Origin of the sequence: Mesorhizobium sp. M0808 (genome assembly GCF_040320025.1) — a bacterium.
Classification (GTDB): domain Bacteria; phylum Pseudomonadota; class Alphaproteobacteria; order Rhizobiales; family Rhizobiaceae; genus Mesorhizobium.
In genome coordinates this window covers 1-21,914 of sequence record NZ_JAMYOX010000001.1, presented here as the reverse complement: position 1 = coordinate 21,914, position 21,914 = coordinate 1, and the positions used below count along the sequence as shown (strand labels likewise).

Sequence of the window (21,914 nt, the reverse complement as noted above, 5' to 3'; positions counted from 1 at the left end):
GCGCGGGGCAGACGGAAACGACCAGGAGACCACCTATGTCGCTGTTTTCGACACCCGACGATTTTACGCCCGATATGGACCCGTTGTTGAAGATGAACCAGGATCTGACCAGGATGATGCCGAAGGAGATGGCCAATGCCGTCAATCTCCTGGCGCATCCTGTCGCGGGCGCGGCGGCGATGACGGCACTCGGCATCGGTCTTGCCAACCACGCCTTTGGCATCTGGATGGGCGTGCTTTCGGGCGCGGCCGAAACCTCGCAGCGGCTTTGGCAGCCGGTCGCCGAGGATTTCGAGGCCCGGACGGAACGCTTTTCCGCGACCGGCAAAAGCTCCTCGACAAAGGCGCGCGCAGCGACCAAAACCCTGATTGCCGAGGCGCAGTCCTTCGCCAATGATGTGACCGACATTGCGACGAGCACCGCGGCGCGGAGCTTGGCGAATGCGAGCACCGTTGCAGCGGATGCGTCGGCCGGGCTGATGCCGGAAGATTTCAAGCAGCCCAGGCCGATGGATCGGCCAGCCAAGCCCGCCGACCTCAAGGCGATATCGGGCATCGGGCCGAAACTGGAAAAGGTGCTGAACGGCCTTGGCATCTGGACATACGCCCAGATCGCCGCGTGGACGCCGCAAGAGATCGCCTGGGTCGAAGATTACCTGTCGTTGAAGGGCCGCATCGGCCGTGACGGCTGGATCGGTCAGGCGGCCGCGTTGGCCGGGGCCAAAAAGTGAATTCAATATCGTGCGCGGTCTCGGCTGCGCCCGGAAGGAAAGATTGCGGAACGTCCGCAGGGGTTTGAGGCGAAATGGCAAAGCTCAAGGTCGACGGGAAAGAGATCACTGTACCCGACCATTACACGCTGCTGCAGGCGGCCGAGGACGCCGGCGCAGAAGTGCCGCGCTTCTGCTTCCACGAGCGGCTGTCGATCGCCGGCAATTGCCGCATGTGCCTGATTGAGGTGAAAGGCGGCCCGCCCAAGCCGCAGGCGTCCTGCGCCATGGGCGTGCGCGACCTGCGCCCCGGCCCGAACGGCGAGCCGCCGGAAATCTTCACCAACACGCCGATGGTCAAGAAGGCGCGCGAAGGCGTGATGGAATTCCTGCTGATCAACCATCCGCTGGACTGCCCGATCTGCGACCAGGGCGGCGAGTGCGACCTGCAGGACCAGGCGATGGCGTTCGGAGTCGATTCCTCGCGCTACCATGAGAACAAGCGGGCGGTCGAAGACAAGTATATTGGGCCGCTGGTCAAGACGATCATGAACCGCTGCATCCATTGCACGCGCTGCGTCCGCTTCACCACCGAGATTGCCGGCATATCCGAGCTCGGCCTGATCGGCCGCGGCGAGGATGCCGAGATCACCACCTATCTCGAAAGCGCGATGACTTCGGAACTGCAGGGCAATGTCATCGACCTTTGCCCGGTTGGTGCGCTGACCTCCAAACCGTACGCCTTCCAGGCACGGCCGTGGGAACTGACCAAGACCGAATCCATCGACGTGATGGACGCCGTCGGCTCCGCGATCCGTGTCGATAGCCGGGGCCGCGAAGTGATGCGCATCCTGCCGCGTACCAACGAGGCGGTGAACGAGGAATGGATTTCCGACAAGACCCGCTTCGTCTGGGACGGCTTGCGCACGCAGCGCCTCGACCGCCCCTATGTGCGCAAGGATGGCAGACTGGCCCCGGCAAGCTGGGCCGAGGCTTTTGCCGCGATCAAGGAAGCGGTGTCGAATGCGGCACCCGAAAAGATCGGTGCCATTGCCGGCGATCTTGCCGCCGTCGAGGAGATCTACGCGCTGAAGCTTCTGATGGCTTCGCTCGGCTCGAAGAACACCGACTGCCGCCAGGACGGCGCCGCACTCGATCCGTCGCTCGGCCGGGCGAGCTATGTGTTCAACCCGACCATCGAAGGCATCGAACAGGCCGATGCGGTGCTGATCATCGGCGCCAATCCGCGCTTCGAGGCATCCTTGCTCAACGCCCGCATCCGCAAGCGCTGGCGGGCCGGCAATCTGCCGGTCGGCGTCATCGGCGACGTCGGCGATACGCGCTATGATTATGAGCAGCTCGGCGCCGGGCCGGAATCGCTGAAGGATCTGGCCGACGGCAACGGCAAGTTCTTCCAGCTACTGAAGAAGGCGACGCATCCGCTGATCATCGTCGGCCAGGGTGCGCTGGCGCGTCCGGACGGCGCGGCCGTGCTTGGCCAGGCGGCGAAGCTCGCCGTCGCCGTCAATGCCGCAAGGGCCGACTGGAACGGTTTTGCCGTACTGCACACCGCGGCGGCGCGGGTCGGCGGCCTCGATGTCGGCTTTGTGCCGGGCGAGGGCGGCAGGAATGTCGCCGGCATGCTCGGCGAGACCGATGTGCTGTTCCTGCTCGGTGCCGACGAAATCGACATGGCCAAGACCGGCGGCGCTTTCGTCGTCTATATCGGCACGCATGGCGACAAGGGCGCGCATCGCGCCAACGTCATCCTGCCGGGTGCCGCCTATACCGAGAAGTCGGGCACCTTCGTCAACACCGAGGGCCGCGTGCAGCAGACCAACCGGGCCGGCTTTGCGCCCGGCGAAGCGCGCGAGGACTGGGCGATCCTTCGGGCACTGTCGGATGTGCTGGGCAAGAAGCTACCTTTCGATTCGCTGCCGCAGCTACGCGCAAAGCTCTATGCGGAATACCCGCATCTTGCCCGCATCGACCATGTCGCGGCCGGCGACCCGGCCGACATCGCCAGGGTTGCCAAGCTCGGCGGGCGGCTGAACAAGGGCACCTTCACCTCGCCGGTCAAGGATTTCTACCTGACCAACCCGATCGCGCGGGCTTCCGCGGTGATGGCCGAGTGCTCGGCTTTGGCGAAGAACGGCTTCAGGCAGGCGGCGGAGTAGACATGGACACCTTCTTCTCCTTCTACGTGCTGCCGGCGCTGCTGATCCTTTTGAAGTCGGTCGTGCTGATCGTCGTTCTGTTGATCTTCGTCGCCTATGTGCTTTACGCCGACCGCAAGATCTGGGCGGCGGTGCAATTGCGCCGCGGACCGAATGTCGTTGGCCCATGGGGCACGCTGCAGGCCTTCGCCGATCTGCTGAAATTCGTCTTCAAGGAACCGGTGATCCCGTCCGGCGCCAACAAGGGCGTTTTCCTGCTGGCGCCCTTGGTGTCGGCGGTGCTGGCGATCTCCGCCTGGGCGGTCATCCCGGTCAATGAAGGCTGGGCGATCGCCAACGTCAATGTCGGCATCCTCTATGTCTTCGCCATCTCCTCGCTCGAGGTCTATGGCGTCATCATGGGCGGCTGGGCGTCCAATTCGAAATACCCGTTCCTTGGCGCGCTGCGCTCGGCGGCGCAGATGGTGTCCTACGAAGTCTCGATCGGTTTCGTCATCGTCACCGTGCTGCTTTGCGTCGGCTCGCTCAACCTGTCCGACATCGTCTTGTCGCAACAGGACGGGCTGGGCACGCGGCTCGGCCTGCCCAACACCTTCCTCGACTGGCATTGGCTGTCGCTGTTCCCGATGTTCATCGTCTTCTTCATCTCGGCGTTGGCCGAGACCAACCGGCCGCCCTTCGACCTTGTGGAAGCCGAATCGGAACTCGTCGCCGGCCATATGGTCGAATATTCCTCGACGCCGTTCCTGTTGTTCTTCCTCGGCGAATATGTCGCCGTCGTCCTGATGTGCGCACTGGCCACCATCCTGTTCCTCGGCGGATGGCTGCCGCCCTTCGACTTCGCACCCTTCACCTGGGTGCCGGGGCTCATCTGGTTCGTGCTCAAGGTCTGCCTGGTGTTCTTCATGTTCTCCATGGTGAAGGCGTTCGTGCCGCGCTATCGCTACGACCAGCTGATGCGGCTCGGCTGGAAGGTCTTCCTGCCGATCTCGCTGTTCATGGTGGTCGCCACCGCCGCCTTTCTCAAACTCACCGGGTTTGCCTGATGTCAGCATTATCCCAGGCCGCCAAGTCACTGCTTTTGCAGGATTTCGTCAGCGCTTTCTTCCTGTCGATGCGCCAGTTCTTCGCGCCGAAGGAGACGATCAACTATCCGCATGAAAAGGGGCCGGTCAGCCCGCGCTTCCGCGGCGAACATGCGCTGCGCCGCTATCCGAACGGCGAGGAACGCTGCATCGCCTGCAAACTGTGCGAGGCGATCTGCCCGGCACAGGCCATCACCATCGAAGCCGGCCCACGCCGCAACGACGGCACACGGCGCACCGTGCGCTACGACATCGATATGGTGAAATGCATTTATTGCGGCTTCTGCCAGGAAGCCTGCCCGGTCGACGCCATTGTCGAGGGGCCGAATTTCGAATTCGCGACGGAAACGCGCGAGGAGCTTTATTACGACAAGGACAGGCTCCTGGCCAATGGCGACCGCTGGGAGCGTGAGCTGGCGCGCAACATCTCGCTGGATGCGCCTTACCGCTGATATTTGACGCATGGACGGGGCGAGGGGCCTGGTTTAAGGAACACGCAACTTGCCGACCGGAGGCGGTGGCAAAAAACAGGACGAACGTCCTGTTCTGACAGGAAACCCGGGGGAACCCATGCTGAGTGGACTAGAGGCGGCCTTTTTCTACCTCTTCGCCTTTGTCGCGGTGGCATCGGCGTTCATGGTCATTTCGGCGCGCAATCCCGTGCATTCGGTGCTGTTCCTGATCCTGACCTTCTTCAACGCCGCCGGCCTGTTCATGCTGACCGGCGCCGAGTTCCTGGCGATGATCCTGCTCGTCGTCTATGTCGGCGCGGTGCTGGTGCTGTTCCTGTTCGTCGTCATGATGCTCGACGTCGACTTCGCCGAAATGAAGGAAGGCGCCCTGCAATATGCACCGATCGGCGCGCTGGTCGGGCTGATCCTGGCGGCGGAGCTGATCGTGGTGCTCGGCGGCTATACATTCGCGCCGAAACTGGCGGCGACGGTCGCGAAACCCATTCCGGACCTGGCCGCGCGGTCGAACACGGCAGCGCTCGGCGACATCCTCTATACGGATTACCTCTATTACTTCCAGGTAGCGGGGCTGGTGCTGCTGGTCGCCATGATCGGCGCCATCGTGCTGACGCTGCGCCACAAGCCGGGCGTCAAGCGGCAGTCGATCGCCGCCCAGGTCGGCCGCACGGCGGCAACCGGAGTGGAAATCCGCAAGGTCAAGACGGGCGAAGGAGTCTGAGATGGTCGTCGGCATCGCGCACTACCTGACCGTATCGGCGATCCTGTTCACGCTCGGCGTGTTCGGCATCTTCCTGAACCGCAGGAACGTCATCGTCATCCTGATGTCGATCGAGCTGATCCTGCTTGCGGTCAACATCAATTTCGTCGCCTTTTCGGCGGCGCTCGGCGATTTGGTCGGCCAGGTGTTCGCACTGTTCGTGCTGACGGTCGCGGCGGCCGAAGCGGCGATCGGCCTTGCCATTCTCGTCGTCTTCTTCCGCAACCGCGGCTCGATCGCGGTCGAAGACGTGAACATGATGAAGGGTTGACGGAACCACCATGTATCAGGCCATCGTCTTCCTTCCGCTGCTCGGCTTTCTGATCGTCGGCCTGTTCGGCACCTCGCTCGGGGCCAAGGCTTCCGAATACATCACCTCGGGCTTCCTGGTGATCGCGGCCGTGCTGTCGTGGGTCGCCTTCTTCTCGGTTGGCTTCGGCGGCGGAGAGGTGTTCACCGTGCCGGTGATGCGCTGGATCCAGTCGGGCGGGCTGGAGGCGTCCTGGGCGCTCAGGATCGACACGCTGACGGTGGTGATGCTGGTAGTTGTCAACACGGTGTCGTCGCTGGTCCATATCTACTCGATCGGCTACATGCATCACGATCCGGACCGGCCGCGCTTCTTCGCCTATCTGTCGCTGTTTACCTTCGCCATGCTGATGCTGGTGACGGCCGACAACCTCGTGCAGATGTTCTTCGGCTGGGAAGGCGTCGGCCTTGCCTCCTATCTGCTGATCGGCTTCTGGTACAAGAAGCCGTCGGCCAATGCGGCTGCGATCAAGGCCTTCGTCGTCAACCGCGTCGGCGATTTCGGCTTTGCGCTCGGCATATTCGGCGTGTTCGTGCTGTTCGGCTCGGTCAATCTCGGCACCATCTTCGCCAATGCGGCGACGTTCATTCCGGCGGAAGGCGCGCCGCAAGGCCCGGCCGTGCTGACCTTCCTCGGCTATGCGCTCGACAAGCAGGCTGCGATGACGGTTGTCTGCCTGCTCCTGTTCATGGGCGCCATGGGCAAGTCGGCGCAGGTGCCGCTTCACACCTGGCTGCCGGATGCCATGGAAGGCCCGACGCCGGTCTCGGCACTGATCCATGCCGCGACCATGGTGACGGCAGGCGTGTTCATGCTGGCGCGGTTGTCGCCGCTGTTCGAGCTGTCGCATTCGGCATTGACCGTGGTCACTTTCATCGGCGCCTTCACCGCCTTCTTCGCGGCGACAGTCGGTCTCGTCCAGAACGACATCAAGCGCGTCATCGCCTATTCGACCTGTTCGCAGCTCGGCTACATGTTCGTGGCGCTCGGCGTCGGCGCCTATGGCGCGGCGATCTTCCATCTGTTCACGCACGCCTTCTTCAAGGCGCTGCTGTTCCTCGGCTCGGGCTCGGTCATCCACGCCGTCTCCGACGAGCAGGACATGCGCAAGATGGGCGGCCTGAGGACGCTCATTCCGAAAACGTACTGGATGATGGTGATCGGCACGCTGGCGCTGACCGGTGTCGGCATCCCGGTAACGATCATCGGCACGGCCGGCTTCTTTTCCAAGGACGCCATCATCGAAGCGGCCTTCGCCGGCCACAATGCGGTCGCCGCGTTTGCCTTCATATTGCTGGTCATTGCTGCCTGCTTCACCTCCTTCTACTCCTGGCGGCTGATCTTCATGACCTTCCACGGCGAGCCGCGGGCCAGCCACGAGGTCATGCACCATGTCCATGAATCGCCGCCGGTCATGCTGGTGCCGCTGTTCATCCTGGCGGCGGGCGCGCTGTTTGCCGGCGTGATCTTCCACGGCGCCTTCTTCGGCGAGGGCTATGCCGAATTCTGGAAGGCGTCGCTGTTCACGCTGCCGGACAACCACATCCTGCACGAAATCCACGAAGTGCCGTTGTGGGTCGAGCTGTCACCGTTCATCGCCATGCTGATCGGCTTTGCGATTGCCTGGCAGTTCTATATTCGCGCGCCGGAAATGCCTCGGAGCGTCGCCGCCAACCATCGCCTGCTCTACGCCTTCCTGCTCAACAAATGGTATTTCGACGAGCTCTACGACTTCCTGTTCGTGCGGCCGGCAAAGCGCCTCGGCAGCTTCCTGTGGAAGACCGGCGACGGCACCGTCATCGACGGGCTCGGGCCGGACGGCATTTCGGCGCGCGTCGTCGACGTCACCAACCGGGTCGTCAAGCTGCAGACCGGCTATCTTTACCACTATGCCTTCGCCATGCTGATCGGCGTTGCCGCACTCGTCACCTGGATGATGCTCTGATGACCGCCTGGCCGATCCTATCGCTGGTCACCTTCCTGCCGCTGGTTGGTGTGCTGCTCATCCTTTTCGTGCGTGACGACAGCGAGAACGCGCGCCGCAACATCCGCGCCATAGCACTGTTCACGACCGCGTTCACGTTTGTGATTTCGCTGTTCATCTGGACCGGCTTCGACAATTCGCAGCCCGGCTTCCAGTTCGTCGAGAAGTTTGCCTGGCTGGATTCCGGCATCTCCTATCATATGGGCGTAGACGGCATCTCCATGCTGTTCGTCATCCTGACCACCTTCCTGATGCCGCTCTGCATCCTCGCCTCGTGGGAATCGATCGAGAAGCGCGTCAAGGCCTATATGATTGCCTTCCTGCTGCTCGAGACGCTGATGATCGGCGTGTTCTGCGCGCTCGACATCGTCTTGTTCTATGTCTTCTTCGAAGCCGGCCTGATCCCGATGTTCATCATCATCGGCGTGTGGGGCGGCAAGCGGCGCGTCTATGCCTCGTTCAAGTTCTTCCTCTATACGCTGGCCGGCTCGGTGCTGATGCTGCTCGCCATCATGGCGATGTTCTTCCAGTCCGGCACCACCGACATCCCGACGCTTCTGACCCACAACTTCCCGGCCAATATGCAGACTTGGCTATGGCTTGCCTTCTTCGCGTCCTTCGCGGTGAAGATGCCGATGTGGCCGGTGCACACCTGGCTGCCGGACGCGCATGTCGAGGCGCCGACGGCCGGCTCGGTGATCCTGGCCGCCATCCTGCTCAAGATGGGTGGGTACGGCTTCCTGCGCTTTTCGCTGCCGATGTTTCCGATCGCATCCGAAATGTTCGCGCCGCTGATCTTCACGCTCTCCGTTGTCGCCATCATCTACACCTCGCTGGTGGCGCTGATGCAGGAGGACATGAAGAAGCTGATCGCCTATTCGTCGGTCGCTCACATGGGCTTCGTTACCATGGGCATCTTCGCGATGAACCAGGAAGGCGTCCAGGGTTCGATCTTTCAGATGCTGTCGCACGGCCTGGTCTCCGGCGCGCTGTTCCTCTGCGTCGGCGTCGTCTACGACCGCATGCATACGCGTGACATCGACGCCTATGGCGGGTTGGTCAACAACATGCCGAAATATGCAACCGTGTTCATGATCTTCACCATGGCCAATGTCGGCCTGCCCGGCACCAGCGGCTTCGTCGGCGAGTTCCTGACCATGCTCGGCGTGTTCCGGGTCAACACCTGGGTAGCGTTCTTCGCCGCCACCGGCGTCATCCTTTCGGCGGCCTATGCGCTCTGGCTCTACCGCAAGGTGATCTTCGGCGCGCTGACCAAGGAAAGCCTGAAAGGCCTGCTCGACCTGTCGACGCGCGAGAAGGTGATCATCTATCCGCTGGTCGCGCTGGTCATCTTCTTCGGCGTCTATCCGGCGCCGATCTTCGACGCGACCGCCGAATCGGTCAAGGCGCTCGTTACCAATGTCACCGCATCCATCGGCGCCGCGCAGACCGCGGCGGCGAACTGACTGGGGGTTTTGCGAACCATGACGCCGGACCTTCTCTCAAGCCTGTCGCTCTCGACGCCAGAGCTGATCCTCGCCATCGGCGCCTTGGCGCTGTTGATGCTCGGCGCCTATTCGCGCGCCAACACCACTGTCACGGTGAGCGGCCTTGCCGTCGCCGTGCTGGTGATCGCCGGCGCCTGGCTGGTCTTTTCGCCGGGACAGGGCAACGCCTATAGCGAAGCCTTCATCCAGGATCCGTTCGCCCGCTTCATGAAGGTGCTGGCGCTCGTCGGCTCGGCGGTGACGCTGGTCATGTCGGTCCGCTTTGCCCAGGCGGAGCGTTTCGACAAGTTCGAATATCCGGTGCTGATCCTGCTCTGCACGCTCGGCATGATGCTGATGATCTCGGCCAACGGCATGATCGGGCTCTATCTCGGCCTCGAGCTGCAATCGCTGGCGATCTACGTGCTGGCGGCGATCAACCGGGACAATCTGCGCTCGACCGAGGCCGGGCTGAAGTATTTCGTCCTTGGCGCCCTGTCGTCGGGCATGCTGCTTTACGGTATCTCGCTGGTCTACGGCTACACCGGCAACACCGGCTTCCAGGAGATCGCCACGGCGCTGAGCGGCGGTGAGCGCCAGCTTGGGCTCGTCTTCGGCCTGGTTTTCGTGCTGGCCGGCCTTGCCTTCAAGATCTCGGCGGTGCCGTTCCATATGTGGACGCCCGACGTCTATGAAGGCGCGCCGACGCCGGTGACGGCTTTTCTGGCGGCGGCACCGAAGATGGCGGCGATGGCGCTGATGGTGCGCGTCACCATGGGCGCCTTCAAGCCGATCGCCGCCGACTGGCAGCAGATCATCGTCTTCATCTCGATCGCCTCGATGGCGCTTGGTGCCTTTGCGGCCATCGGCCAGACCAACATCAAACGGCTGATGGCCTATTCCTCCATCGGTCATATGGGTTATGCGCTGGTCGGCCTTGCCGCGAACAGCCAGGATGGCGTGCGCGGCGTCGCCATCTACATGCTGATCTATCTGGTGATGACGCTCGGCACCTTCGCCTTCATCCTCGCCATGCGGCGCAAGGAGGGCAATGTCGAGCAGATCAGCGATCTCGCCGGCCTGTCGGCGACCAATCCGATCATGGCGACGATCCTCACCATCCTGATGTTCTCGCTGGCCGGCATCCCGCCGCTCGCCGGCTTCTGGGGGAAATGGTACGTGTTCCTCGCCGCCATCAATGCCAACCTCTACGCGCTGGCGATCATCGGCGTGCTCGCCTCTGTGGTGGGCGCCTACTATTATCTGCGTATCATCAAGATCATGTGGTTCGACGAACCGGTCGGCGGCTTCGTGCCGATGGCGTCCGAACTGCGCGTCGTGCTCGGTGTCTGTGGCGCCTTCGTGCTGTTCTACGTGCTGATCGGCGGCCCGATCGGAACCTACGCCGCAGCCGCGGCCAAGACCTTCTTCTGACGGAATGACTTTCAGGCTGGCTCCAACCGCGGCTTCGGACGGGTTCCGGCTCGAGGCGCACGACACGGTCGGCTCCACCAACGCGCTGGCGCTGGAGCATGCACGGGCCGGCGATCCGGGCAAACTCTGGGTCGTCTCCAAAAAGCAGGAAGCCGGGCGTGGCCGCCGTGGCCGCGCCTGGGCGACGCCCGAGGGCAATCTGGCAGCGACGTTGCTGGTGATCACCAACACCGAGCTTCGGCTTGCCGCGACGCTCGGCTTCGTTGCCGGACTGGCGCTGGCCGACGCGCTCGACGCTGTCGTGCCGAAGGGCAGGATCGCGATCGGCCTCGATGGTGCGAGCCAAGGCAAGAACCGTTTCGAACTGAAATGGCCCAACGATGTGCTTGCCTCGGGCGCCAAGCTCGCCGGCATCCTGCTGGAATCGGCGATGCTGGATGGTGGCCGTTCCGCGGTGGCTGTCGGTGTCGGCGTCAACGTGGTGGCATACCCTGAGGATTTGCCTTATCCAGCGACGTCGCTCAGCGCGCTGGGGTCTGCTTGCGATGCCGAGACGCTGTTCCTGGCGCTGTCGGATACATGGAGCGAGAATGCGCGGCTGTGGAACGAAGGGCGCGGGCTTGCCGCCGTCAGGCGGCGGTGGCTGGCGCGTGCGGCGGGGCTTGGCGGGCAGGTTGCTGTCAGAATTGACGGTAATGTGGTGCGCGGCACCTTCGAGACCATTGACGAGGACTGCCGTTTCGTGATCCGCGACGATCAAGGTTCGGTTCTGACGATCGCCGCCGGCGACGTGCATTTCGGCGCGGTTGCCTCGGCCGGCGTTTGACTGGCCAATACGTTTGACTGGCCAGGTATTTGACCAGCTTGAATTTGACCGGCCGACAATTTTGACCGGCCGACAATTTTGACCGGCCCACAATTTTGACCGGCAAGGAAGGAAAGACCATGGCGATAGCGGAAAACGCCGAACTTGTCTTCGTGCCGCTCGGCGGTGTCGGCGAGATCGGCATGAACTTCGCCCTCTACGGCTATGGGCCGGCCAATGCGCGCGAATGGATCGTGGTCGACGTCGGCGTCACTTTTCCCGATGCAACCCTGCCCGGCGTCGACCTGGTTCTGCCCGACACGCGTTTCATCGAGGAGAATGTCGCCAATCTGCGCGGCATCGTCATCACCCATGCGCATGAGGACCATTACGGCGCGCTCCACGACATCTGGCCGAAGCTCAAGGCGCCGGTGTGGATGACGCCGTTCAGCGCCGGCCTGCTGGAAGCCAAGCGGCAGGGCGAGCAAGGGGCGCCGAAGATCCCGGTGACGATCTACCGGGCCGGCGAGAAATTCACCGTCGGCCCGTTCGAGATCGAGGCCATCCCTGTTGCGCACTCCATTCCCGAACCGATGTCGCTGGCGATCACGACGCCGGCCGGCGTCGTCATCCATACCGGCGACTGGAAGATCGATCCGGCGCCGACGGTCGGGCCGATGACCGACGAGGCGCGCTTCCGAGCCTATGGCGACAAGGGTGTGCTGGCGCTGGTCTGCGATTCCACCAATGCGATGCGGGAAGGGGAATCGCCGTCCGAAGTGGCGGTGGGCGAGGGCCTCAAGAGCGTCATCCAGAACGCCAAGGGCCGGGTCGCCGTCACCAGCTTCTCCTCCAATGTCGGGCGTATCGTCTCCATCGCCAAGGCGGCGCGGGATGCCGGCCGCCAGTGCCTGGTGATTGGCCGCTCGATGAAGCGCGTCATCGATGTGGCTGATGAACTCGGCTATATGGACGGGTTGCCGGAATTCATCGCCGAGGAGGATTACGGCTTCATCCCGCGCGAAAACCTCGTCATCATCTGCACCGGCAGCCAGGGCGAGCCGCTTGCCGCACTTGCCAAGCTGTCGCGCGACGAGATGAAGTCGGTGGCGCTGACGGCCGGCGACACGGTGGTGTTTTCCTCGCGCACCATTCCCGGCAACGAGAAGGCGATCCTCGAAATCAAGAACCGCCTGATCGATCTCGGCATCAAGATCATCGAGGACGGCGATGCGCTGGTGCATGTCTCCGGCCATCCACGCCGCAGCGAATTGCGCAAGATGTATGAATGGGTGCGGCCGCAGATCGGCGTTCCCGTGCATGGCGAAGCGGCGCATCTGGTGGCGCAGGGCTCGCTGATGTCGACGTCCGGCATCGGCCAGGTCGCGCAGGTGCGCGACGGCGACATGCTCAGGCTGTATCCGGGTGCCGCCGCCATCATCGACCAGGTGCCGTTCGGCCGCATCTACAAGGACGGAAGGCTGATCGGCACCGACCAGGCGATGGGCATTCGCGACCGCCGCAAGCTGTCCTTTGCCGGCCATGTCGCCGTCAATGTCGTGCTCGACGACAAATACGAGCTTGCCGGCGATCCCGATCTCGTCGCCATCGGCGTCGCCGAGGCCGACGGCAGCGGCGAGAGCCTGGAAGACCTGATGATCGATGCGGCAATCGGCGCCGTGGACTCCATCCCCCGCCAGCGCCGAAAAGACCTCGACCTGGTCCAGGAGGCAGTGCGGCGCGCGGTGCGCGGCGCGGCCAACGAAGCCTGGGGCAAGAAGCCGCTGGTGACGGTGTTCGTCACGAGGTGACGAACAAGGGAGTAGGGGAGTAGGGCAGTAAGGGAGTAGGGAAGTAGGAGGTAGGAGCGCAAACAGATGCACTTCTAGATCCTTTTTTCCCTACTCCCCTACTGCCTTACTCCCCTACTCCCCTAACCCGGGAGTACGCTATGCTCGGACGCCTCAACCATGTCGCGCTTGCGGTGCCGGATCTGGCCGCGGCTGCGGCGGTCTATCGCGATACGCTTGGCGCTCGCGTGACCGCGCCGCAGGCGCTGCCGGAGCATGGCGTTACGGTGGTGTTCGTCGACGTCGGCAACACCAGGATCGAGTTGCTCGAGCCTCTCGGCGAAGCCTCGCCGATCGCCGCATTCCTCGCGAAGAATCCGTCCGGCGGCATGCACCATGTCTGCTATGAGGTGGACGACATTGTTGCGGCGCACGACCGTCTCAAGGCCAGCGGCGCGCGCGTGCTGGGCGACGGCAATCCGAAGATCGGCGCACATGGCAAGCCGGTATTGTTTCTGCACCCCAAGGATTTCTTCGGCACGCTGGTCGAACTGGAGCAAGCATGAGTTGGGTTTCGTTTGTCGCCCTGTTCTTCGCCACATGGTGGGTGGTGTTGTTCGCCGTCCTGCCGTTCAGCATGCGGACGCAGGACGAGGATCGGGACGTGACGCTTGGCACGGTTCCGAGCGCACCGCGCGGACCGCACATGCTGCGCGCGGCGCTGCGCACGACGATCGTCACGCTGGTCCTCATGGGTATCTTCTACGGCATCACGAGAGGGCTTGGCCTCGGTATCGACGACATCCCGCACATCGTGCCGGATTTCAACCAGAGCCCAGCGCATTAGCCGGCTACCTACCGTGTCCGACTATCCCAGCCTAGCCGAGGCTCTGAAATCAAGCTGAGCCAGCAAGGTCAATCCAAAGTAAAGGCCGGGGCGGGTTTGGGCTGACGCAACGTCATGTAGTTTGGTAATCTGTCGTGCTAACCAGATGATTGCACAAAAAAAATGCAAGGCGCGAGGCCTTGCAATTTAAACGCGTCCGATCTGTTTCCGGTGTCCGGCGGCAGCGAGTTACCGCGCCTAGATCGCATCCTCCCAAGACTTTGACCGCGTAGGAGGGCAGATTTTTCTCTACCCTCTCGGTTATGGGGGCACACTAGCCTAAGGCGGGTGAAAATGTCACGAAGAATTTTGCCCGGAAACAGGCAATCTCGTGCTGCAGTGCACAATAGTACGGCAGGCGTTGCTTGCGAAACGCCCAGCAAGCCGCGTGCGGCAATTGCGGCGCCTGTGCAGCGCTTGGGCCGGGTTTCCATTCCGCCATGAAATGGCTATGAAGCCGGGGCAAGCAAGCCTGCGCTGCGCCGATTCCGGCGCCGCCATCCTCTCTCACGGACCAGTCCATGCGTTTGTCGCGCTATTTCCTGCCCATTCTCAAAGAAAATCCGCGCGAGGCCGAGATCGTCTCGCATCGGCTGATGCTGCGCGCCGGCATGATCCGCCAGCAGGGGCAGGGCAGCTTTTCCTGGCTGCCGCTCGGCAAGCGGGTGCTGGACAAGGTCTGCCGGATCATTCGCGAGGAGCAGAATCGCGCCGGCGCACTCGAAATCCTGATGCCGACCATCCAATCGGCCGAGCTGTGGCGCGAAAGCGGCCGCTATGAAGACTACGGCAAGGAGATGCTGCGCATCAAGGACCGGCAAGACCGCGATATGCTCTACGGGCCGACCAACGAGGAGATGGTCACCGAGATATTCCGCTCCTATGTCAAGTCCTACAAGGACCTGCCGCTCAACCTCTATCATATCCAGTGGAAGTTTCGCGACGAGGTGCGCCCGCGCTTCGGCGTCATGCGTTCGCGCGAGTTCCTGATGAAGGACGCCTATTCCTTCGACCTCGATTATGAAGGCGCCAAGGCCGCTTATAACCGCATGTTCGTGTCCTATCTCAGGACGTTTACGCGCCTGGGGCTGCAGGCCATTCCGATGCGCGCCGACACCGGGCCGATCGGCGGCGACCTCAGCCATGAGTTCATCATCCTGGCCGACACCGGCGAGAGCCAGGTGTTTTGCCATCGCGACTATCTCTCGCTTGAGGTGCCGGGGGCGGATACCGATTTTTCGAACGACGCCGAGATCGGCGGCATCGTCAAGACGTGGACGACGCCCTATGCCGCCACCGACGAAATGCATGACGAGGCGGCATGGGAAAAGCTCTCCGAAGGCGACAGGGTCTCGGCGCGCGGCATCGAGGTTGGGCATATCTTCCATTTCGGCGACAAATATTCCAAGCCGATGGGCGCCAAGGTGACCGGGCCGGACGGCAAGGATCATTTCGTTTCTGGCGGTTCCTACGGCATCGGCCCGTCCAGGCTGGTCGCGGCGATCATCGAGGCCAGCCATGACGATAACGGCATCATCTGGCCGGAGGCGGTGGCACCGTTCGATGTCGGCCTGATCAACATGAAGGCTGGCGATGCCGAATGCGACCGCGTCTGCCGCGAGCTGAATGCCGCCTTTGCCGCCGCCGGCAAGGAGGTGCTCTACGACGACACCGACCAGCGGCCGGGCGGCAAGTTCGCCACCGCCGACCTGATCGGGCTCCCGTGGCAGGTGATCGTCGGGCCGCGTGGTGTCGCCGCCGGCGAGGTCGAAATCAAGAACCGCAGGACCGGCGAGCGCGAGACGCTGCCGATCGGCGACGTGAAAAAGCGTTTCGGTGCCGCCGTATGAGTGAAGCGGCAGCAGCCAAACCTTCGGCGGCAGGACCCTTTTCCGGCTTCGAGCGCATGGTGGCGTGGCGCTATCTGCGCTCGCGCCGCAAGGAGACGGTGATCTCGGTGATCGCCTCGATCTCCTTCCTCGGCATCATGCTGGGCGTTGCCACGCTGATCGTCGTCATGGCGGTCATGAACGGCTTTCGCGCCGAACTGCTGACGCGCATCCTTGGCGTCAACGGGCACCTGATCGTGCAGCCGCTCGACATGCCGCTGGAGGACTATGACCAGGTCGCCGGCCGCATCAACGGCGTGCCCGGCGTCAAATATGCCATTCCGCTGATCGACGGGCAGGTGCTGGCGCAAGGCAATGTCGGCGGCGGCACCGGCGCGCTGGTGCGCGGTATACGCGGCGAGGATCTCGGCAAGATCACGATCGTCGCCAACAACATCAAGGCGGGCTCGATCGTCGGCTTCGACACCGGCGAGGGAGTCGCCATCGGCAGCCGCATGGCCGAGAATCTCGGCCTTGTGCTCGGCGATACCATCACGCTGATCTCGCCCGAGGGCGACGTCACGCCGCTCGGCACGACGCCGCGCATGAAAGGCTATCCGATAACCGCGATCTTCGAGGTCGGCATGTCGGAATATGACAGCTCCATCGTCTACATGCCGTTTTCGGAAGCGCAGCTTTATTTCAACATGGACGGCAGGGCGCAGACGATCGAGATCTACGCCGACAATCCCGACAATATCGACGCGCTGAAGCCGAAGGTCGAAGAGGCGGCGCAACGGCCGATCACCCTCGTCGATTGGCGGGAGCGTAACAAGACGTTTTTCGACGCGCTGCAGGTCGAGCGCAACGTCATGTTCATGATCCTGACGCTGATCGTGCTGGTGGCGGCGCTCAACATCATTTCGGGCCTGATCATGCTGGTGAAGGACAAGGGCCACGACATCGCCATCCTGCGCACCATGGGCGCCACGCGCGGCGCGATCCTGCGCATCTTCCTGATGACCGGGGCTGCGATCGGCGTTGTCGGCACCATCGCCGGCGTGCTGCTCGGCATCGTGATCTGCCTCAACGTCGAGCGCATCCGCCAGTTCTTCTCCTGGCTGGCCAACGAGCGGCTGTTCAATCCCGAGCTTTATTTCCTGAGCCAGCTGCCGGCGCGCATGGATGCCAGCGAGACGATCTCGGTCGTTCTCATGGCTTTGGCGCTGTCGTTCCTGGCGACACTGTTTCCGGCGTGGCGCGCTGCCAGGCTCGATCCGGTCGAAGCGCTGAGGTACGAATGATGGCCGAGGCCATTATCGAGCTGAAGAGCGTCGAACGCCATTATGTACAGGGGCCGCGCAAGCTGACCATCCTGAACGGCGCCGATTTTTCGCTGAAGCGTGGCGAGATGGTGGCGCTTGTGGCGCCGTCGGGCACCGGCAAGTCGACGCTGCTCCACACGGCCGGGCTGCTGGAGCGACCGGACGCCGGCGACGTGATCCTGGCGGGGCGCGCCTGCGGCCGGCTTTCCGACGACGAGCGCACGGCGATCCGCCGCAACGATGTCGGCTTCGTCTACCAGTTCCATCATTTGTTGCCTGAGTTTTCTGCGCTGGAAAACATCATGATGCCGCAGCTGATAAAAGGGCTGCCGCGCAAGGAGGCGGCCGAGCGGGCGGCGCAATTGCTCGACTATATGCAGATCGGCAAGCGGGCACAGCATCGCCCCTCCGAGCTCTCCGGCGGCGAGCAGCAGCGGGTCGCCATTGCGCGTGCCGTCGCCAATGCGCCGCTGGTGCTTTTGGCCGACGAGCCGACCGGCAATCTCGACCCGGTGACCGCTTCCTATGTGTTCGAGGCGCTGGCAGCACTGGTCCGGCAATCGGGCCTGGCGGCGCTCATCGCCACCCACAATCACGAGCTCGCCTCGCGCATGGACCGCCGCGTGACGCTGTCCGACGGCAAGGTTGTGCCGCTTTAGGGTGCGCTGCAATTGAGGCGATGACGGCCCGCGAGCTGCCGTGCGCCGTCCCGCCGCTTTCGCGCGCCTGTCGGCCCCGAAACGCTCGGCATCTCCTTCTCAACCCTTTCTTAACCCTGTCGAAATGACCGAGCGCAATTCGGGTGACGCCCGGACTGCGATCGTTGACATTCGAACAAAATTAGAACAAAATACGAACATACTAACAACAGGAGAGAGTTATGACCGATCTTGTTCAGGATGTCGTCTCGCTGGTGTGCATGAGCACGTTCCTCATTTCCATGGCAATCTGGATCGGCGCGATGTGAGGATTGAGCTCAAGGGCGGGCTCGATGCTGATGAGCGAGGGCCGCCTTCGCATATTGGCGCAGGCATTGGGCGAGTGTTTCAGCCGGCCTTGCGGGACACTTCGACAGGCGACACCGCGGCGGGCCCGAACACGTCCTCGAAAGCGGATTTCAGCGCCAGGTCGAGGTCGGCCATGGTCACGGGAAGGCCGAGGTCGACAAGGCTGGTGACGCCGTGATGCTGGACGCCGCACGGCACGATGCCGCTGAAATGGCTAAGGTCCGGCTCGACATTGATGGCGATGCCGTGAAAGCTCACCCAGCGCCTCAGCCTGATGCCGATGGCGGCGATCTTGTCCTCGGCCGCCGAGCCGTCGGGCAAAGCGGGGCGGTCCGGCCGAACCACCCAGACGCCGACGCGGTCCTCGCGGCGTTCGCCGCGTACGTTGAAGGCGGCCAGCGAGCCGATGATCCATTGTTCGAGTGCGGCGACGAAGGCGCGGACATCCTCGCGCCGCCGCTTCAGGTCGAGCATGACGTAGGCGACTCGCTGGCCCGGCCCATGATAGGTGTATTCGCCGCCACGCCCGGCGGCAAAGACCGGGAAACGGTCCGGCTCGATCAGGTCCTCGATGCGGGCGCTGGTGCCGGCGGTGTAGAGCGGCGGGTGCTCGACCAGCCAGACCATCTCGCCGGCGGCGCCGCTGCGGATTGCCTCGGCGCGCGCCTCCATCACGGCGAGCGCATCGGGATAGGCGGTGAGCCCGGGCTCGATGCGCCATTCGACCGGCGCCGAGCCGGGCAAGGGCAGGAACGACGTGGCGATCTGGCTGCGTTCTGTCATGATATCTCGTCTCGCCACTCATATGGCGGCAATCGGTACAAACGTCCAGTTCCGGCACGTTCGGCCCTTGAAGAGTTATGCCGATGTCCGGCCGATTATTGCTGGCCGCGCACTTGTTTCACCGGAAACGATTTGCTACACGCCGCGGGCCGGTTGGTTCCGGCTCCTACCACGTGCGGTCGTGGCGGAATTGGTAGACGCGCAGCGTTGAGGTCGCTGTGGGGCAACCCGTGGAAGTTCGAGTCTTCTCGACCGCACCATCAAATTCGTGAACTTGGCCCTCTAAGCCATTGAAACTCCAGTCCGGCAGAGCACCCGTTGATGAGGGCGCTTGGCGTTCTTGCCGAAATGCGATACAATTTGGGATACAAACTGAGATACATCGCGAGTTTGGCCCATGCGAAAAGAGGCCGTCGCAGAGCCCGCCAGAGACCCGGATCGCTACCTCGTCCAGCGCGACGGAATTTTCTATTATCATCGGCGAATGCCCGCCAAGATGGTCGGCATCGACGATCGCGGCAGGTTCATTCGCAAGTCCCTGGGAACGGACGAACGCCGCCTCGCACGTGCCATGCGCGACAAGCTCGAAGACGCGGACAAGACCCTGTGGGCGGTGCTTCTTTGCGGCGGCGAGACAAGGTCAGCACTCGATCAGTATCGCGACGCCGTTCGCCGGGCTGAAGCCATGGGCGTTTCCTACCTTTCAAATGGACAGGTGGCAGGCTTTCAGAATGTCGATTCAATTTTAAAGCGTGTCGAGGCGCTGGAGCGCGTTCAAGCGGCCCCCGCGGTCGCCGACGCTCTCCTCGGCGGGGTGCAGGTGCCGCCGGTCAAAGTCTCCAAAGCTTTTGATCTCTACGCCGATGAGATCATGGCCCATGAAGTCGCGGGTAAGAGCCAGTCGCAGCGCCGAATGTGGAAGAAGGTAAAGCAGAGAGCCGTAAACAATTTCGTTGCCCTGGTTGGTGACAAGCCGATCGGCGACGTCACGCGTGAAGACGGACTGACCTTCTACCGGTTCTGGCTCAAGCGCATCGCGCCGCCGCCAGACATCGGAGCCGCGACACATTCGGCGTCTGCCGGCAATCGAGACCTCGGCAACATGCGGGATCTCTACAGGCGTTATTTCGCTCATTTGGGCGAGGAACAAAAAGGCACCCCATTCGATGACCTCCGCTTTTCGGAGCGTGGCAAGCGCCGTCGTAAACGGCCGTCATTCGAACCCAAATGGATAACCGATCAGATCATGAGGCCGGGCGCTTTAGCATCCCTGGATGCTCAAGCGCGTCGCTGCGTTCTGGCGCTGATCGAGACAGGCACACGCCCAAGCGAGATATGCAATCTTGATGAGACCGTGATCTTCCTTGACACGCCGGTTCCGTATGTTCGCATTACCCCACGAGAGGACGCCGATGATCCGCGCGAGATCAAGACCGAATGGTCAGTGCGAGATGTACCGCTGGTAGGCGTCGCGCTGGAAGTTTTTAAGAAAAATCCGCAGGGCTTTCCGCGCTACCGCAATCGTGAAGAGGCGCTTTCTGCAAACCTCAATAAATTCTTTAAAACACACAAACTTTTCCCGACACCGAAGCACAAGATTTATTCGCTCCGGCACAGTTTCGAGGATCGTATGAAGGAGGCAGGTATCGACAGCGAGCTTCGCAAAATCTTGATGGGCCATACGATAGAGCGTGTAGAGTATGGTACGGGCGGATCGTTGCAATGGCGACGAGACGAACTCAAAAAAATTGCTTTGCCTTTCGATCCCGAGATCGTTTGAGCCGTTCCTGGACGCGCAGCATTGCGCCCATCTCTGCAATCAATTTCTTCTTCTCCCGTTCAAGACGCTCGTAAATCGGGAGATACGCTCGTCCTTTGTTGCCAGCCTTGTGGATAGCTAGGGCGAGCGTATCCAGAGCGCGGTCAATTCTGTCTAAGGTCACGGGCTCAGGAACAGTGCTTACCTGTGGCAGAACACAGGTCATTGTCTGTCCCGTCTGTTTCCTGTTCGGCGATGACACAGACGAGATAATGGCAGCAGGCGCAGGTGAGAAAAGCGGTTTGCCTCCCGCATCGTGCAGCGGCGATACTTCGACGTAGAAATCGGAAAACACGCTTGCGGCAACTCTGCACTGTCAGATGCAGCTAGCCACATCCGGCCACATGAATTGCTGAGCGGACTCAGACGGGTCGATGCCCTTGAACCGGACACGAGACCGAATCGATCCGCAGGCTGTCGGCGGGCCGGAATGCCTCATCCGATCCGACCAAACCGATCGGAGGACGCAGGCAATGCCGGATTTGGTGGGCTATAATTACCTGAGGAGAGGCAATCAGCTGATCCGGATCAGTGCGTGGGAGCGCGAGTATCTCGGGAGGTCGCTTATGATTACCTTATCATTAGCATTCCTCGATATTGCGGCACCTTTGGGGTGAGTTTGACAAGCTTCACACGGCGATCGCTTGGCAGGAAATCGGTCATGAGATTCGTGTCGGTTCAATGATGGGCGGGACCAACTGCGCCGAAAGCGAACAAATTCGAATACTTAATGTAAAGTCTTGGGTCATGCTGTCCGAATGCAGTACCGTGCGGGCGATCAGCCAACGATTGGCGAAATTTTGAACAGGCTACCATTACCGATGGCCTAGACACCGTTTTCGTCCTTCGTTGCCGCAAGAAAGGTATCGCCAACCGCCGGATCAATCCGATCGCCTGTGGCAACGCGCAACGGCTCCAATGCTCAGCGTTTCGGGGGGCTGAAGAGGTTGATGACTGCCGCACCCGGAGCAGTTCGACGTATTTCCTTATTTCGCTTGGCCCGCTGAAATGCAGCCGCATCTTTAGAAGGAACGAACCGTCTGGCAGGACGGCGCAAGCAATTGATGGCAACGCCGTCGAGTGGATCGAGAAAGTCAGCGACAAACGATACCGCCGCTGAACGTTACCGGTCCGCAGCGTCTCGCACTTGGCTGCCAACTCACCCCAGCCAATACCTCGGCCCCGGCCCCTTGCGTCCTGCCATATCGGCAGGGTTCGCAAGGCTACACCGGTCGATCGACAGGCAGCCGCAA

Annotated in this window: 19 protein-coding genes and 1 tRNA gene; 18 read left to right on the top strand and 2 right to left on the bottom strand. The window is 62.3% G+C overall.

Annotated features, from left to right (window positions below; translation table 11 throughout):
- The first annotated feature begins 35 nt into the window (after positions 1 to 35).
- The 16 genes from NKI25_RS00100 (at position 36) to NKI25_RS00025 (ending at position 17,711) form a co-directional block, all read left to right on the top strand.
- Positions 36 to 731: a helix-hairpin-helix domain-containing protein gene (locus NKI25_RS00100; protein WP_352786695.1), complete on the top strand. Its 696-nt coding sequence runs from the start codon at positions 36 to 38 to the stop codon at positions 729 to 731.
- Between the two features lie 74 nt (positions 732 to 805).
- A complete protein-coding gene (gene nuoG / locus NKI25_RS00095; RefSeq protein WP_352570380.1) occupies positions 806 to 2,887 on the top strand; it encodes an NADH-quinone oxidoreductase subunit NuoG in 2,082 nt (693 codons plus the stop codon).
- A 2-nt stretch (positions 2,888 to 2,889) separates the two neighbouring features.
- A complete protein-coding gene (gene nuoH, locus NKI25_RS00090; RefSeq protein ID WP_023676623.1) occupies positions 2,890 to 3,933 on the top strand; it encodes an NADH-quinone oxidoreductase subunit NuoH in 1,044 nt (347 codons plus the stop codon).
- Complete coding sequence (gene nuoI, locus NKI25_RS00085) at positions 3,933 to 4,424, top strand: NADH-quinone oxidoreductase subunit NuoI (protein ID WP_023676622.1); 492 nt, start codon at positions 3,933 to 3,935, stop codon at positions 4,422 to 4,424. Before nuoH ends, nuoI begins: the two co-directional genes overlap by 1 nt.
- A gap of 118 nt (positions 4,425 to 4,542) precedes the next feature.
- Entirely contained in the window at positions 4,543 to 5,163 is a 621-nt protein-coding gene (locus NKI25_RS00080; protein ID WP_023676621.1) for an NADH-quinone oxidoreductase subunit J, read from the top strand.
- Between the two features lies 1 nt (position 5,164).
- Positions 5,165 to 5,473, top strand: a complete 309-nt coding sequence (gene nuoK, locus NKI25_RS00075; protein WP_023676620.1) for an NADH-quinone oxidoreductase subunit NuoK — start codon at positions 5,165 to 5,167, stop codon at positions 5,471 to 5,473.
- Between the two features lie 10 nt (positions 5,474 to 5,483).
- The gene (nuoL, locus tag NKI25_RS00070; RefSeq protein ID WP_023676619.1) at positions 5,484 to 7,457 is read left to right on the top strand and encodes an NADH-quinone oxidoreductase subunit L; all 1,974 of its coding nucleotides are present in this window, start codon (positions 5,484 to 5,486) and stop codon (positions 7,455 to 7,457) included.
- Complete coding sequence (locus NKI25_RS00065) at positions 7,457 to 8,962, top strand: NADH-quinone oxidoreductase subunit M (RefSeq protein ID WP_352450009.1); 1,506 nt, start codon at positions 7,457 to 7,459, stop codon at positions 8,960 to 8,962. Before nuoL ends, NKI25_RS00065 begins: the two co-directional genes overlap by 1 nt.
- An 18-nt stretch (positions 8,963 to 8,980) precedes the next feature.
- Positions 8,981 to 10,417, top strand: coding sequence for an NADH-quinone oxidoreductase subunit NuoN (gene nuoN / locus NKI25_RS00060; RefSeq protein WP_352589712.1), 1,437 nt, complete (start codon positions 8,981 to 8,983; stop codon positions 10,415 to 10,417).
- A 4-nt stretch (positions 10,418 to 10,421) separates the two neighbouring features.
- Positions 10,422 to 11,243 carry a biotin--[acetyl-CoA-carboxylase] ligase gene (locus NKI25_RS00055; RefSeq protein WP_352589715.1) on the top strand — a complete coding sequence of 274 codons (822 nt, stop codon included), beginning with the start codon at positions 10,422 to 10,424 and terminating at the stop codon, positions 11,241 to 11,243.
- A gap of 119 nt (positions 11,244 to 11,362) precedes the next feature.
- Positions 11,363 to 13,033, top strand: a complete 1,671-nt coding sequence (locus NKI25_RS00050) for a ribonuclease J (RefSeq protein ID WP_352589718.1) — start codon at positions 11,363 to 11,365, stop codon at positions 13,031 to 13,033.
- Between the two features lie 140 nt (positions 13,034 to 13,173).
- A complete protein-coding gene (gene mce / locus NKI25_RS00045) occupies positions 13,174 to 13,578 on the top strand; it encodes a methylmalonyl-CoA epimerase (RefSeq protein ID WP_023676614.1) in 405 nt (134 codons plus the stop codon).
- Complete coding sequence (locus NKI25_RS00040; RefSeq protein ID WP_023676613.1) at positions 13,575 to 13,859, top strand: DUF1467 family protein; 285 nt, start codon at positions 13,575 to 13,577, stop codon at positions 13,857 to 13,859. Before mce ends, NKI25_RS00040 begins: the two co-directional genes overlap by 4 nt.
- 560 nt (positions 13,860 to 14,419) lie before the next feature.
- A complete protein-coding gene (gene proS / locus NKI25_RS00035) occupies positions 14,420 to 15,748 on the top strand; it encodes a proline--tRNA ligase (RefSeq protein ID WP_352570374.1) in 1,329 nt (442 codons plus the stop codon).
- Complete coding sequence (locus NKI25_RS00030) at positions 15,745 to 17,031, top strand: lipoprotein-releasing ABC transporter permease subunit (protein WP_352458234.1); 1,287 nt, start codon at positions 15,745 to 15,747, stop codon at positions 17,029 to 17,031. Before proS ends, NKI25_RS00030 begins: the two co-directional genes overlap by 4 nt.
- Entirely contained in the window at positions 17,028 to 17,711 is a 684-nt protein-coding gene (locus NKI25_RS00025; RefSeq protein ID WP_023676610.1) for an ABC transporter ATP-binding protein, read from the top strand. Before NKI25_RS00030 ends, NKI25_RS00025 begins: the two co-directional genes overlap by 4 nt.
- A 387-nt stretch (positions 17,712 to 18,098) precedes the next feature.
- On the opposite strand, the gene lipB is transcribed toward NKI25_RS00025, so the two are convergent.
- Entirely contained in the window at positions 18,099 to 18,842 is a 744-nt protein-coding gene (gene lipB, locus NKI25_RS00020; protein ID WP_023676608.1) for a lipoyl(octanoyl) transferase LipB, read from the bottom strand.
- A gap of 175 nt (positions 18,843 to 19,017) precedes the next feature.
- On the opposite strand from lipB, the gene NKI25_RS00015 reads away from it, so the two are divergent.
- A tRNA-Leu gene (locus tag NKI25_RS00015) sits at positions 19,018 to 19,102 on the top strand.
- A 137-nt stretch (positions 19,103 to 19,239) separates the two neighbouring features.
- On the top strand, positions 19,240 to 20,622 hold the full coding sequence (locus tag NKI25_RS00010) for a DUF6538 domain-containing protein (RefSeq protein WP_352458233.1): 1,383 nt from the start codon (positions 19,240 to 19,242) through the stop codon (positions 20,620 to 20,622).
- Here the strand turns inward: NKI25_RS00010 and NKI25_RS00005 are convergent.
- Positions 20,582 to 20,956: a hypothetical protein gene (locus NKI25_RS00005; protein WP_352458232.1), complete on the bottom strand. Its 375-nt coding sequence runs from the start codon at positions 20,954 to 20,956 to the stop codon at positions 20,582 to 20,584. The genes NKI25_RS00010 and NKI25_RS00005 overlap by 41 nt on opposite strands.
- Positions 20,957 to 21,914 lie beyond the last annotated feature (958 nt).

Coding starts and splice junctions, on each gene's coding strand:
- NKI25_RS00100 (WP_352786695.1), top strand. CDS start 36: ATGTCGCTGTTTTCGACACCCGACGATTTTACGCCCGATATGGACCCG.
- nuoG (WP_352570380.1), top strand. CDS start 806: ATGGCAAAGCTCAAGGTCGACGGGAAAGAGATCACTGTACCCGACCAT.
- nuoH (WP_023676623.1), top strand. CDS start 2,890: ATGGACACCTTCTTCTCCTTCTACGTGCTGCCGGCGCTGCTGATCCTT.
- nuoI (WP_023676622.1), top strand. CDS start 3,933: ATGTCAGCATTATCCCAGGCCGCCAAGTCACTGCTTTTGCAGGATTTC.
- NKI25_RS00080 (WP_023676621.1), top strand. CDS start 4,543: ATGCTGAGTGGACTAGAGGCGGCCTTTTTCTACCTCTTCGCCTTTGTC.
- nuoK (WP_023676620.1), top strand. CDS start 5,165: ATGGTCGTCGGCATCGCGCACTACCTGACCGTATCGGCGATCCTGTTC.
- nuoL (WP_023676619.1), top strand. CDS start 5,484: ATGTATCAGGCCATCGTCTTCCTTCCGCTGCTCGGCTTTCTGATCGTC.
- NKI25_RS00065 (WP_352450009.1), top strand. CDS start 7,457: ATGACCGCCTGGCCGATCCTATCGCTGGTCACCTTCCTGCCGCTGGTT.
- nuoN (WP_352589712.1), top strand. CDS start 8,981: ATGACGCCGGACCTTCTCTCAAGCCTGTCGCTCTCGACGCCAGAGCTG.
- NKI25_RS00055 (WP_352589715.1), top strand. CDS start 10,422: ATGACTTTCAGGCTGGCTCCAACCGCGGCTTCGGACGGGTTCCGGCTC.
- NKI25_RS00050 (WP_352589718.1), top strand. CDS start 11,363: ATGGCGATAGCGGAAAACGCCGAACTTGTCTTCGTGCCGCTCGGCGGT.
- mce (WP_023676614.1), top strand. CDS start 13,174: ATGCTCGGACGCCTCAACCATGTCGCGCTTGCGGTGCCGGATCTGGCC.
- NKI25_RS00040 (WP_023676613.1), top strand. CDS start 13,575: ATGAGTTGGGTTTCGTTTGTCGCCCTGTTCTTCGCCACATGGTGGGTG.
- proS (WP_352570374.1), top strand. CDS start 14,420: ATGCGTTTGTCGCGCTATTTCCTGCCCATTCTCAAAGAAAATCCGCGC.
- NKI25_RS00030 (WP_352458234.1), top strand. CDS start 15,745: ATGAGTGAAGCGGCAGCAGCCAAACCTTCGGCGGCAGGACCCTTTTCC.
- NKI25_RS00025 (WP_023676610.1), top strand. CDS start 17,028: ATGATGGCCGAGGCCATTATCGAGCTGAAGAGCGTCGAACGCCATTAT.
- lipB (WP_023676608.1), bottom strand. CDS start 18,842: ATGACAGAACGCAGCCAGATCGCCACGTCGTTCCTGCCCTTGCCCGGC.
- NKI25_RS00010 (WP_352458233.1), top strand. CDS start 19,240: ATGCGAAAAGAGGCCGTCGCAGAGCCCGCCAGAGACCCGGATCGCTAC.